10 protein-coding genes are annotated in these 12,155 nt (G+C 61.9%); 4 read left to right on the forward strand and 6 right to left on the reverse strand.

Features of this window, described 5'->3' with window-relative positions:
- Window positions 1-203 (forward strand): hypothetical protein (locus tag ACIP02_RS21035; protein WP_400620065.1); only part of this gene is annotated, 203 nt, incomplete at its 5' end.
- Here ACIP02_RS21035 and ACIP02_RS21040 read toward each other — a convergent pair.
- A complete protein-coding gene (locus ACIP02_RS21040; RefSeq protein WP_400620068.1) occupies window positions 110-370 on the reverse strand; it encodes a DUF2798 domain-containing protein in 261 nt (86 codons plus the stop codon). The genes ACIP02_RS21035 and ACIP02_RS21040 overlap by 94 nt on opposite strands.
- Before the next feature lie 116 nt (window positions 371-486).
- On the opposite strand from ACIP02_RS21040, the gene ACIP02_RS21045 reads away from it, so the two are divergent.
- Window positions 487-1,416, forward strand: coding sequence for a LysR family transcriptional regulator (locus tag ACIP02_RS21045; RefSeq protein ID WP_400620070.1), 930 nt, complete (start codon window positions 487-489; stop codon window positions 1,414-1,416).
- A 43-nt stretch (window positions 1,417-1,459) separates the two neighbouring features.
- Here the strand turns inward: ACIP02_RS21045 and ACIP02_RS21050 are convergent, their stop codons facing one another.
- The 3 genes from ACIP02_RS21050 to ACIP02_RS21060 all read right to left on the reverse strand — a co-directional run bounded on the left by ACIP02_RS21050 (window position 1,460) and on the right by ACIP02_RS21060 (window position 3,829).
- On the reverse strand, window positions 1,460-2,725 hold the full coding sequence (locus tag ACIP02_RS21050; RefSeq protein ID WP_400620073.1) for an OmpP1/FadL family transporter: 1,266 nt from the start codon (window positions 2,723-2,725) through the stop codon (window positions 1,460-1,462).
- A gap of 147 nt (window positions 2,726-2,872) precedes the next feature.
- A complete protein-coding gene (locus ACIP02_RS21055) occupies window positions 2,873-3,355 on the reverse strand; it encodes a hypothetical protein (RefSeq protein ID WP_400620076.1) in 483 nt (160 codons plus the stop codon).
- 249 nt (window positions 3,356-3,604) lie between these two features.
- Entirely contained in the window at window positions 3,605-3,829 is a 225-nt protein-coding gene (locus ACIP02_RS21060) for a hypothetical protein (RefSeq protein ID WP_201206973.1), read from the reverse strand.
- 950 nt (window positions 3,830-4,779) lie between these two features.
- On the opposite strand from ACIP02_RS21060, the gene ACIP02_RS21065 reads away from it, so the two are divergent.
- Window positions 4,780-5,199: a tetratricopeptide repeat protein gene (locus ACIP02_RS21065; RefSeq protein ID WP_400620079.1), complete on the forward strand. Its 420-nt coding sequence runs from the start codon at window positions 4,780-4,782 to the stop codon at window positions 5,197-5,199.
- 489 nt (window positions 5,200-5,688) lie between these two features.
- A complete protein-coding gene (rmuC, locus tag ACIP02_RS21070) occupies window positions 5,689-7,062 on the forward strand; it encodes a DNA recombination protein RmuC (RefSeq protein ID WP_400620304.1) in 1,374 nt (457 codons plus the stop codon).
- On the opposite strand, the gene ACIP02_RS21075 is transcribed toward rmuC, so the two are convergent.
- Window positions 7,034-10,510: a NahK/ErcS family hybrid sensor histidine kinase/response regulator gene (locus ACIP02_RS21075; RefSeq protein WP_400620082.1), complete on the reverse strand. Its 3,477-nt coding sequence runs from the start codon at window positions 10,508-10,510 to the stop codon at window positions 7,034-7,036. The genes rmuC and ACIP02_RS21075 overlap by 29 nt on opposite strands.
- Window positions 10,511-10,726: 216 nt before the next feature.
- Complete coding sequence (locus tag ACIP02_RS21080; RefSeq protein WP_400620085.1) at window positions 10,727-11,902, reverse strand: MFS transporter; 1,176 nt, start codon at window positions 11,900-11,902, stop codon at window positions 10,727-10,729.
- Between the last annotated feature and the right edge of the window lie 253 nt (window positions 11,903-12,155).

Here is a 12,155-nt window from a genome sequence, read left to right on the forward strand (position 1 = left end):
TCAAGATCAAGATCAAGATCAAGATCAAGATCAAGATCAAGATCAAGATCAAGATCAAGATCAAGATCAAGATCAAGATCAAGATCAAGATCAAGGGCCGAGACCGGCGTTACTTCGTATGCACCGTAAACGCTACCAACCTCACCACCACCGGCCTCACCATCAACACACAGACAAACGCCACCGGCATCGCCAACTGGTAAGCCTTCAACACATTGCTCAGATACTCCGGGGTCACCCCGCCATTCGCCGCGGTGATCACGAAGCACATCAACAGCGCCATGATCGACGACATGTAGAAAGCAAACACATAAGGCGTGGCACCTGGGTGTAATTTACGGCGGCTGCGCGTTTGGGACAGGTTACTCATGCAAACTCCTGAAGGGTCAGTGGAGGTGCAGGTTAACAACGCGCTCAACGGCAGCAGTAGACCAGCAGGATTGAGTTCTTTATAAAGAAATCCTTACGAATCCAAAGAGCCTCCCCATGGACCTGCTCAACGCCATCCGCTGTTTCATCAAGGTGGTCGAAGCCGGCAGCATCGTCGCCGGCGCCCGAAACCTCGGCCTCAGCCCGGCTGCAGTCAGCCAGAACCTGGCCCGCCTGGAAAGCCACCTGCACGTGCGCTTGCTCAGCCGTACCACCCGCAGCATGGCCCTTACCCCAGCCGGTGCCCAGTACTACCAGCGCGTCAGCCATATCGAGCGCGACCTGGCCCAGGCCGAGCAGGCCGTTACCACCCCCGACAGTGAACCCCAGGGCCGGCTGTGCATTGCCTCGACCTCAGCCTTCGGTCGCCACGTCCTGGCGCCATTGATACCGGCATTCAGCGCCCGTTATCCACTGCTTTCGATAGAGTTGGTAACGACTGACCGCCGCGTCAACCATGCCCGTGAAGACGTCGACGTCAGCCTGCGCATTACCCCGCAACTGGAAGACCAGCTACTGGCCCGGCACATCGCCCGTATCCCGTTCATGTGCTGTGCCTCACCCGGCTACCTGCAAAGCGCCGGCGTGCCGACCACGCCCGAGGCGTTGCGCGATCACCGTTGCCTGGTGTTCCGCTACCCGGTGGATGGCCGCTTCCTGCGTTGGGGGTTCATGCGTGACGGGCTGCGATTTGAGCCGGTTTTCGGCAGCGTGCTCATCAGCGATGACATCGATGCCCTGACCCAGATGGCCCTGCACGACGGCGGCATCACCCGCCTGGCCGAGTTCATGGTGCGGCCGCACCTTGCTTCTGGCGCACTGGTACCGCTGTTCGAGTACAGCGACAGCGGCCAGGCTTACGCCCAGACCGAACCGATGGACATCTACCTGTGCCTGGTCGACCGCTTTGCCATGACCACCAAGGCCCGCGTGTTCATGGACTATCTACGCGAAAGCCTCGGGGACAGCTGGCAGGTGCAGGCATGAAAAAACCGCCACGAGGGCGGTTTTTTGGTAGGGCGCGTACGAATCAGAAGCGGTAGGTGAGCGACGCACCAATACCGTGAGCGCTGTTCTCGTACTTGGCCTGGTAGCTGCCCTTGGTCGCGCTGACCAGATTGACCTTGGTGTCCTCTTCCCACAGGTAGGAGTAGGCCACGTCGATGGTCATGTCGTCGTTCGGGCTCCAGCCGGCACCCAGGCTGAAGACCTTGCGGTCGCCGGTCGGGATGCGTGGCGAACGGTCATGGTTGTTGGTCGGCGACTGGTCGACGGTGAAGCCGGTACGCAGTACCCACTCCTTGTTGACCTTGTACGACGCACCAATGGCATGTGCCCAGGTGTCATGCCAGTTCTGCTCTTCGGTAATGGTCTGGAACGCAGAACCTGCCAGTGGTGCCGGGACATCGTTCTGCACGGTGATGTTTTCCAGACGACTCCAGCGCGTCCAGGTGCTGCCCGCGTACAAAGTCCACTGGTCGTCCAGTTCATGGGTAACCGAAAGGTCAACCGATTCCGGCGTCTTGATCTTCAGCGTGGCGTCGAACTTGTTGCCGTTGAACGGCCCGATCAGCGGGGTGCTGACGCGGGTTTTGCCCTCTAGCTTGTAGTCGACCATCGAGTGGTAGGTCAGGCCTACACGCGTGCGGTCGGTGGCTTGCACCAGCAGGCCGATATTGTAACCAACGGCAGTATCGTCACCCTTGATCTTCACTTCGCCGTCATTACGGCCCGGAGTGAACGGGTTGATCAGGCTAGAGCCCAGTTCCCCTTCGATGCGGTTGATGGTTGGACCGAAACCGATCGAGACCTTGTCGTTGAAGGCATAGCTGACAGTTGGCTGGAACGTGACGACCTGAACGTGGCTCTTTTTACCCCAGTAACGGGCGGCGTCATCGCTGCCATAGTCGGTTACCAGGCCGAACGGTACGTAGATACCGAAGCCGACGCTCCAGTGGTCGTCGATCGGCTTGACGTAGTAACCCATGGGGACGCCAACGAACGGCACCATGTCACCATCGGTTTCCCCCCCGAGGTTGCTGCCCGGGCCCGAGATGTCGGTCTTGGCGATGACGGCGGCGCCGCCCACGGTGACTTGTTCGCGCTTGAGGCGGGACATGCCGGCAGGGTTGCCGAACACGGTGCTGGCATCTTCGGCAGAAGAAGAACGTCCCGCGAAACCTGTGCCCATGCTGCTGATGCTTTGCTCGTTGAGGGCGAAGCCCGCAGCGAACAGTTGGCTGGATGCCAGGGTGACAGCAACGGCTAGGGAGGTTTTGAGCATTACTTTTTTCATTATTAGAAAACTCCTTGGGATCTCCGGGGCGAAAAGCTACCAACAAATCACGCGCCGCGCTATAGCCTCAATCGCAGGAGATAGAGCGTTTTTGTAGGACAATCCGACCAAAATTCCCTTTTTTCCGGTAAAGCTGTAGGACGTGTCTTAAGATGCCTGGGGTAATTTCTGATCTATGCAGGCATGCCAGGCATGGGTGAAGTCGCGTAAGCGGCCTTGGGGGTTGAAAATCTGTCGCCAGATCCGTGCCTGTGCCAACAAATCGTCAACGGCCGGTAACGGCGTTGCCTGCTCTTCGATGAGCATCCAGGCAATGGCAGTGGAGTAGCGCAGGTTGACCGTGAGTTCCAGGTGCGGGCCGCCCAGGAAGGCGTGTTGGCTGGCCAGGCCGCGGATCATGCTGGCGAGGTCGGGGTCACGGGCGAGGTAATCGTCCCATAGCGCCTGGTGGCGATGCTCCCCGATACGGTACAGGCCGTGCCCGCGTCGGTCATGCAGGGCTGAGCCGAGTGCCGACTGGCTGGCGGCAATGCCCAGCAACAAGGCTTCGGCGCTGGCGCAGTGACGGTTCAGGTAGACCAGGGTGGGTCGGATCACATACTGACACAATTCATTCGCCGCGATACCCATGATGCCCTCGAGCAGTAAAGGGCCGGACGGGCGCTGGAGCTTGGCAGCTGGTGAATGATCAGGCCCGCCGGAAGCGGCAAGCACCGCTCGAGTTGAAGTGTAGTGTGATAATCGTGGTGTAAAGAGCTGTTTTTAAATCGATTACTGCCTGAGATTCCGGGCTATATGCCCTAAGGCAATTATGCCAAGAACGTTCAGGCAGGCTTGCGATGGGACGATTCAGCGCTTGAATGCCGCGGTATTCGCCGCTCACGCAGTGAGCGACTGGCGTGTCCGGGCGATCACCGCCTGCAGCGGTTCATTGCGGCTGTACTGTTCAGGGTACAGGCGCTCGGTGTGGCGGGCGACGCCGTGTTCGTCTACCAGGGTAAAGCTGAAGCTGCCCTTGCGTGGTGCAACGATAAGGCACTTCAACGGCGAGAAGGCCTGGGAGAGGGTGCCAATGGCAGCCTGAATTTTATGATGAGTTTGCATATTGTTGGAGGTTCCTGCTTTAAACACGGGGGTTATGATCCGTGCATGATAGAAACGTTCCAGTGACGTCTTTATTAAGGGACGAACGAACCTGACTGGAACAGGGCAGCCAGAGAGAGCGCAATCAAAGGTGGGCGCTTGGGCTGACTGGTAGGTACTTCAGAGGGCAGGCAGCACGCCGGGGCCAAGGTTCTAGGCCGTCGAGTGGAATCCTGATCAATCTGTCACGTGATTCGTGCTTGAACAGCGCAAGGCTGGCGAGTGAATCATCGAATTGGCCGGTCCTGGTTTCAGCAGCGCGACTCTTGGGAGGAGCGGGGTCTGCAAGGACGTTTTGGCCCGAATTGACTTTCAGCTTGGTACTAACGAGGCGCACCTTAACAAAAGCGCAGGTGCTTGGCAAGCGCTACGTTTGATCAGGTGAGCCGCGCAGTATGGCGCGTAATTGCGCCGCTGGGAAGAGGGGGCAAATGGCCCGTATCCACGCTGATGTACGCTTTTCGTGCACTCAATTGAAGGTTGATGGGGCACTTGTTCACATTCGGGGCAACGCCTGTAACAGCTTGGCAACACCTCACACCCGCTTCGCCAATGCCTTGACTGGACGGTTAAGTCAATGAAAAAAAACACTTTTCTTAGCTGGTGAAAAAATCGTCAGTTTGACCGAAGCCCCCAATTCGCGGGGCTTTGCGGGGTATGTAAGGGGGTTGTCCACCGAGTTATCCACAGGAACTGTGGATTGTCCCGGGCGCTTGCTCTAGTACGGGTGTGCCAGCAACGGGGTGAACTGTCCGACAATCCTTATGCGCCGATAGACCGGTTGGTCATGCACCCGAAAACGTCAAGAAAAGATCATTGAAATTATTTTTCAATCCTCCATAAATCGACGGGTCAGGGCGAAAAAAAAAGAGTAGAGTGGCGCGCCTTTCGAGTTGCCAAACCTGTTGCTCATGAAGTTCCGCAGTAAACACCTCGCCAGCCCCGCTGTCTCGACACCCGCACCTCCCGGCAAACGGTTTTCCCTGAAAGTGGCCTTGTGGCTGCTTGATAGCCCGCGCCTGGGTGACAAGCCCCAGATCAAACACTTGGCCGGGCGGCTGTTGAAACAGCCGGCGCGCCAGGGCGTAGTGGTCGCGCAAAGCCGCCTCGGGCAGATGCTATGCCGTGACTGCGGCAATGCCCGCGACCGGCGCATCGGCCATGACCTGCTGCGCCAGGCCGCCCGTGCCGGGGACCGGCGTGCGCAGCTGGAATATGCGCGGTTGTGCCAGCAAAGCGAGCCGGAGCAGGCGCGGTATTGGCTGGAGCTGGCGGCGGGGCAGGGGTCTCAGGAAGCGCGGCGGCTGTTGCGGCAGTGGTTTTCTGGTTGAGGGGTGTGTTGCTTAGGTGATCGCCTGAACATTTTCAGCGCCTGTGAGATCGAGCGCCCCCGCGCGGCGCTTCGCGGCACAAGGCCGCTCCCACATCTGTTTCGGGCCAGTCCATCCTGTGAGGCTTCCGCTGTCCGCCTTGTTTGTTCCATGCCATATCGAGGGGACACAACTGCCCTTCATCGATATCCAGCCATGCACCAGGGGGCGCGCGCCTCTGGCACAGGATTAACTGGCCCGAAACAGATGTGGGAGCGGCCTTGCGCCGCGAAGCGCCGCGCGGGCGGCGCGCGATTTACCAGGCGAAGTAAATGCTGCGGCAAGCACCAGGCTGATAAGCTGCACTCAATTTGCATCAGAGCGATCGGGGTAAGCATGACAGTGGATCTGGCCAGCATTCTGCTGGGCTTGGTGGCAGGTGCATTACCTTGCCTAGGGTGGGTCATGCAGGTGCAGCGCCGCCAGGGCGCACGGCAAGGCGAGCAGGCTTTGCTCGAAGAGCGCCTCAATGCCGCCCAGCTGGCCCAGGCCGGCCTGCAGGCGCAGCTTGACGCCAGCCGCGACGAGGTCAGCGACCTTAGCGAAGCCAACACCATCAAGCAGACCCAGTTGGCCGCCCAGGGCCGCGAGCTGGAGCTGCTGCAGATCGAGCGCGACAACGCCCGCGACGCCGCCCACGCCTGGAGCCTCGAACGCGCCAACCGCGAAGCCGAACTGCGCCGCCTGGAAGCGCAAACCGCACGCCTGGAGGCTGAACTGCGAGAGCAGCAGGAAAGCCATCAGCAGCGCCTGGAAGACCTGCAGGAAGCCCGTGACACCCTGCGCGCTCAGTTCGCCGACATGGCCACCAAGATCTTTGACGAGCGCGAGCAGCGCTTCGCCCAGACCAGCCAGCAACACCTCGGCCAGTTGCTCGACCCGCTCAAGGAACGTATCCAGTCCTTCGAGAAACGCGTCGAGGAGAGCTACCAGCAGGAAGCCCGTGAGCGTTTCTCGCTGGGCAAGGAACTGGAGCGCCTGCAACAGTTGAACCTGCGCCTGTCCGACGAAGCTACTAACCTCACCCAGGCCTTGAAAGGCCAGAAAACCCAGGGCAACTGGGGTGAGCTGATTCTTGAGCGGGTGCTGGAGCATGCCGGCCTGGAAAAAGGCCGCGAGTACCAGACCCAGGTCAGCCTGAAGAGCGCTGACGGCGAGCGCTTCCAGCCCGATGTACTGATCATGCTGCCCGGCGACAAGCAGGTGGTGGTGGACGCCAAGGTCAGCCTCACTGCCTACCAACAGTTTGTTTCGGGCAACGATGAGGCTGCGCTCAAGCAGCACGTGCAGTCGCTGCGCAGCCATGTCAAAGGCCTGTCGAGCAAGGACTACAACCGCCTCGAAGGCTTGCACAGCCTGGATTTCGTGCTGCTGTTCGTGCCCATCGAGGCGGCCTTCTCGGCCGCCCTGCAGGCCGAGCCGAACCTGTTCCAGGAAGCTTTCGACCGGCAAATCGTGATTGTCAGCCCCACCACCTTGCTGGCCACCTTGCGGGTGATCGACAGCCTGTGGAAGCAGGAACGCCAGGGCCAGAACGCCCGCGAAATCGCCGAGCGTGCCGGCTGGCTATACGACAAGTTCGTGCTGTTCATCCAGGACCTGGACGAGCTAGGCAGCCGCCTGCAACAGGTGGACAAGGCGTACGCTGCGGCGCGCAACAAGCTGTGCGAAGGGCGCGGCAACCTGGTCAGCCGCAGCGAACAACTGAAGCTGCTGGGGGCCCGTGCCAGCAAGAGCCTGCCCGCCGACCTGCTGGAGCGGGCGCTGTCCGACGAGGCGCTGCCCGACGAAGCGGTTACTGAACCAGGCTCAGATGGCGATTGAGCAGGGCGCGCAGGGCCGCTGGCTTGACTGGCTTGGCCAGGTAATCCAAACCGGATGCATGGACCAGGGCGATGGTTTCCTTGCTGCCGTCGGCACTGATCACCACGCCCGGCACCGGTTCGCCCAGCCGCGCGCGTAGCCAACCCATCAGCCCGGTGCCGGTCTCGCCGTCATCCAAGTGATAGTCCACCAGCGCCAGGTGCGGGCGCATGCCTTTGCCCAGCAAGGCTTCGCATTCGGCCTGGTTGCGCGCAGTCCACACCTGGCAGCCCCAGCGGCTGAGCAGGCTGTTCATGCCGATCAGGATGCTGTCTTCGTTGTCCACGCACAGCACCTGTAAACCGGCCAGTGGCTGGCCTGCCTGCTCCACCGGGGCGGCGGCTGCCGGGGCGGCCTGGCGGGCAATCGGCACGCTGACGCGAAACACCGTGCCCTTGCCCGGCCACGAGCGTACTTCCAGTGGGTGGCCAAGTACCCGGCACAGGCCGTCGGCGATCGCCAGGCCCAGGCCCAGGCCTTTCTCGGCGCGGGTCTGGTGGCTGTCCAGGCGCTTGAACTCCTGGAAGATCACCTGCAGCTTGTCATCGGCGATGCCCGGGCCACGGTCCCATACTTCCAGCCACAGGCGTTCGCCCTGGCGGCGCGCGCCCAGCAGGATCGGGCTCTTGCCGTAGCGCAGGGCATTGGTCAGGAAGTTTTGCAGCACCCGGCGCAGCAGTTTCATGTCGCTGTCCACGCGCAGGCGGCTACCGCGCAGGCGGAACTCCAGGCCCTTCTCGGCGGCCAGCAGCTTGAACTCGGCGCCCAGGGTGTCGAACAGTTCGTTGAGGGCGAACGGCTTGGCATCCGGGGTGATCTTGCCGTTTTCCAGGCGCGAGATGTCCAGCAGGTCGCTGATCAGCTCTTCGGCCGAGCGTAGCGAGCTGTCCATGTGCTGTACCAGTTGCTGGGCTTCTTCGTTCATGCCTTCGGCCTGCTGCGACAAGGCGGCAGAGAACAGCCGTGCGGCGTTCAGCGGTTGCATCAGGTCATGGCTGACTGCAGCCAGGAAGCGGGTTTTGGACTTGCTGACCGCTTCGGCCTGGCTCTTGGCTTCGGACAGTGCCTGGTTCAGCTGCGACAGCTCGTGTGTACGCTCGGCCACCCGTTGCTCCAGGCCTTCGTTGGCATCACGCAGGGCCTGTTCGGCTTCGCGGAACGGTGTGATATCGGTAAAGCTCATGACGAAGCCGCCACCCGGCATCGGGTTGCCGATCAGCTCGATCACCCGGCCATTGGGGAACAGGCGCTCGGAAGAGTGCGCACGGCCCTGGCGCATCCAGTGCAGGCGTCGCGCCACATGCACCTGCGCCTCGCCCGGGCCGCACAGCCCGCGTTCGGCGTTGTAGCGGATAATGTCGGCAATCGGCCGGCCGACGCTGATCAGCCCGTCGGGGTAGTTGAACAGCTCCAGGTAACGGCGGTTCCAGGCTACCAGGTGCAGGTTCTGGTCAACCACGCTGATGCCCTGGTTGATGTTTTCGATGGCGCCTTGCAGCAGGGCGCGGTTGAACTGCAGCACCTCGCTGGCCTCGTCGGCAATGCGCACCACGTCTTCCAGCTGCATGTCGCGGCCTTCGATGGCGGCCTTGACCACGGCGCGGGTCGACGAGGTGCCGAGCACACCGGCCAGCAGGCGTTCGGTGTGCTCGATCCAGTCACCGTCGGCGTTCTGGTTGGGGTTGAAACCCTTGCCCTGGCGGTAGGCAAAGCGAATGAAGCTTTGCCGGGCGCGCTCTTCGCCGACAAAGCGCGAGGCCAGGGTCAGCAGGTCATCGATCTGCACCGCCAGCAGTGGCTTGCTGCTGGGCCGGGCACTGGTTTGCTGGCCGATGAAGCGGCCGGCCTGCCAGTGCTCGGAAACCCGTGTGCGCGACAGTACCGAAACCCAGGCAAACAGGGTGAAGTTACCCGCCAGCGACAGCACCACGCCCTGGGTCAACGGGCTGATCGGCAGGTCCAGCGGGTTGCCGTGCAACCACGCCAGCCCCGGGAACAGCTGCAGCGACCAGCCCAGGCTGTGCGCGGCAATCGGCAGTACCAAGGTGTAGAACCACAGGAATATACCCGCGGCCAGGCCGGCGAACACACCGCGACGGTTGGCCTGCTTCCAGTACAGCGCGCCGAGCATGGCCGGGGTCAGCTGGGTCACGGCGGCAAAGGCGATCTGGCCGATGGTCGCCAAACTGGCGGTGGACCCCAGCAGGCGATAGCTGACATAGGCCAGCAGCAGGATCACCACGATGGTTACCCGGCGTACCGAGAGCATCCAGTGACGGAACGCTTCGAACGGCCGCTCGGCGTTGTTGCGGCGCAGCAGCCACGGCAGCAGCATGTCGTTGGAAACCATGGTCGACAGCGCCACGGCCTCGACGATGACCATGCCGGTGGCTGCCGAAGCGCCGCCGATGAACGCCAGCAGGGCCAGGCTCGGGTGCGCTTCGGCCAGTGGCAGGCTGATGACGAACGAGTCGGAAATCACCGTACCCGGCAGCAGCATCTGCCCGGCCAGGGCAATCGGCACCACGAACAGTGCCGCCAGCACCAGGTACATCGGAAATACCCAGCGCGCCAGGCGCATGTCCTGGGGTTCGATGTTCTCCACGACGGTGACATGGAACTGCCGCGGTAGGCAGATGATTGCCATCATCGCCACGGCGGTCTGCACCACCATCGACGGCCAGTTGATGGTTTCCTGCCAGTAGTCCTGCAAGTGGATCGACTGGCGTGCCTGGCTGAACAGGTCGTCGAAGCCGTCGTACAGGTTGAACACGATGAAGATGCCCACGGCCAGGAAGGCCAGCAGCTTGATCAGCGATTCGAAGGCAATGGCCAGGACCATGCCGCGGTGGTGTTCGGTCACGTCGAGGCTGCGGGTGCCGAAGACGATGGCGAACAATGCCAGCACCAGCGATACCACCAGCGCGGTGTCCTGCACGCGGGTGCCGGTGGCGTCGGCGTTGGCGCCGATCAGCAGGTTCACGCCCAGCACGATACCCTTGAGCTGCAGGGCGATGTACGGCAACACGCCGACCAGGCAGATCAGTGCCACCACAACCGCCAGGCTCTGCGATTTGCCGTAACGTGCTGCGATGAAGTCGGCGATTGAGGTGATGTTCTGCTGCTTGCTGATCAGCACCATCTTCTGCAGCACCCAGGGCGCGAAGACCATCAGCAGCACCGGGCCCAGGTAGATCGGCAAGAACGCCCACAGCTGTTCGGCGGCCTGGCCGACGGCACCGAAGAATGTCCAGCTGGTGCAATACACGGCCAGCGACAGGCTGTACACCCAGGCACGCAGCTTCGGCGGCAACGGCGTGCTGCGGCGGTCGCCATAGAAGGCGATGGCGAACATGACGGCCATATAGGCCAGGGCGACCACGGCGATCAGCCCGCTGGACAACGACATGAAGACTCCGAAGCAAAAAGATAACGCGGTCCCGATCAATCAGTCTGGCACGCAGGTGCCGCTTCGTCAGCGCCGACGATGGTCGCAGTGGCAGGGGGTCGCAGGGGGCATCTTCATTAACCTGTACCGGCCTATTCGCGGGTAAACCCGCTCCTACAGGGGAACGATGTCGTTGTAGGAGCGGGTTCACCCGCGAATAGGCCAGCACAGGCAACATCAACCCCTACGGGTACCAAACCCATAAAACACCCCCGCCAGTATCACCGACAACACCAGCAGGTAGAAGATCACCCCCGGCCACACATGCACCAAGGCAAACCCCACCATCACCGGCCCCAATGCCGCCCCCAGGTTGGACAGGTTCTGCGCACCGTAATACACCCCGCGCAAGTGATCCGGGGCGATCAGGTCGATGAACATGTATTCGGCCGGGATCACGATGATTTCGCCCAGGGTGAACACCAGCATGGCCAGGCACCAGGCCAGCACCGAGCCGGCCATGGCAAAGCCCAGCAACCCGGCAATGAACAGGCCCATGCCGGCCAGCAGCCAAGGCATCAGGCGCTGGCGGCTGATGCGCCGGCCAATCAGGTACTGCAGGGCAATCACCGTCACTGCGTTGGTGGTCACCAGGTAGCCGACCAGCCGCGCCGCCTCGGCCGGGCTGCTGGTAACCACCAGGTACTGCGACAGGTAGGCGGTAAACTGGCCGAACACCACCGCGCTCAGCACCCCGCCCAGGGTGAAACACACCAGCCGCCGGTCGCGCACCAGCCCCAGCGCCACCTGGCTGAAACCGGCCGCTGGCTTGTCCGCACGAGCCTGCAGGCTACGGTCGCCATAGCGCCAGTAGGCCACGCACATGGCCAGGCCAAGCAGGGCAGAGGCGATGAACGGCATGTGGTCGTTCAGCTCCAGCATGGCGACGCCCAACAGCGGGCCGGCGGCGTAGCCGACGTTACTGAGGGTGTACTTGATGGCGAACACCTCGGCGCGCTCCTCCACCGGCAGCAACGCACAGAAGCCTGCCTTGGTGGCGATATCGACCACTGCCAGGGCCAGGTTGATCAGCACCAGGCAAAGGAAAAACAGCAGCGCTGATGAACTGGCGACCGCCGCGACGAAGGCCAGGGCGAACAGCAGGGTGCTGGCGCTGACCAGCGTGTGGTTGCGCAAGGTATCGACCAGGTGGCCGCCATACAAACTCAGCAGCGAGGCGATGATCAGCGCGCCACCGATCAGCAGGCCGATCTGGCTGATCGGCAGCTGGAAATTGTCGGCCAGGTACACCACCAGATAGGGCAGGGTAAGGGCGCGGGCGACGGTGAGAATGAAGGTGGTAGTGAGCAGCAGGCGAACGGTGTGCGGGTAGCGTTTGATGGCGGCGAGCATTGCCACGTCCTTGTTGTTCTGGTTTGCCGGGTTCAAGCATAAGCAATATTCAAATGCCTGCGCGATCCCTTGTAGGAGCGGGTTTACCCGCGAAGCAGGCGGCGCGGTGCCTGGCACGGGCTGCGCCCGTGTTCGCGGGTAAACCCGCTCCTACAAGGGATCGCACCGACCCGGCGACCGGCGGAGGATTGACAGCCCGCCAGCCAAGAGGAATACTCTGCCAAATTCATATATATGTTTATATAACAAGACG

Origin of the sequence: Pseudomonas sp. NPDC089408 (assembly GCF_044749445.1) — a bacterium.
Classification (GTDB): Bacteria; Pseudomonadota; Gammaproteobacteria; order Pseudomonadales; family Pseudomonadaceae; genus Aquipseudomonas.

What these genes read in the sequence shown, in the direction of transcription:
- ACIP02_RS21040 (WP_400620068.1), bottom strand. Translation starts at nt 370, where the DNA reads ATGAGTAACCTGTCCCAAACGCGCAGCCGCCGTAAATTACACCCAGGT.
- ACIP02_RS21045 (WP_400620070.1), top strand. Translation starts at nt 487, where the DNA reads ATGGACCTGCTCAACGCCATCCGCTGTTTCATCAAGGTGGTCGAAGCC.
- ACIP02_RS21050 (WP_400620073.1), bottom strand. Translation starts at nt 2,725, where the DNA reads ATGAAAAAAGTAATGCTCAAAACCTCCCTAGCCGTTGCTGTCACCCTG.
- ACIP02_RS21055 (WP_400620076.1), bottom strand. Translation starts at nt 3,355, where the DNA reads ATGGGTATCGCGGCGAATGAATTGTGTCAGTATGTGATCCGACCCACC.
- ACIP02_RS21060 (WP_201206973.1), bottom strand. Translation starts at nt 3,829, where the DNA reads ATGCAAACTCATCATAAAATTCAGGCTGCCATTGGCACCCTCTCCCAG.
- ACIP02_RS21065 (WP_400620079.1), top strand. Translation starts at nt 4,780, where the DNA reads ATGAAGTTCCGCAGTAAACACCTCGCCAGCCCCGCTGTCTCGACACCC.
- ACIP02_RS21075 (WP_400620082.1), bottom strand. Translation starts at nt 10,510, where the DNA reads ATGTCGTTGTCCAGCGGGCTGATCGCCGTGGTCGCCCTGGCCTATATG.
- ACIP02_RS21080 (WP_400620085.1), bottom strand. Translation starts at nt 11,902, where the DNA reads ATGCTCGCCGCCATCAAACGCTACCCGCACACCGTTCGCCTGCTGCTC.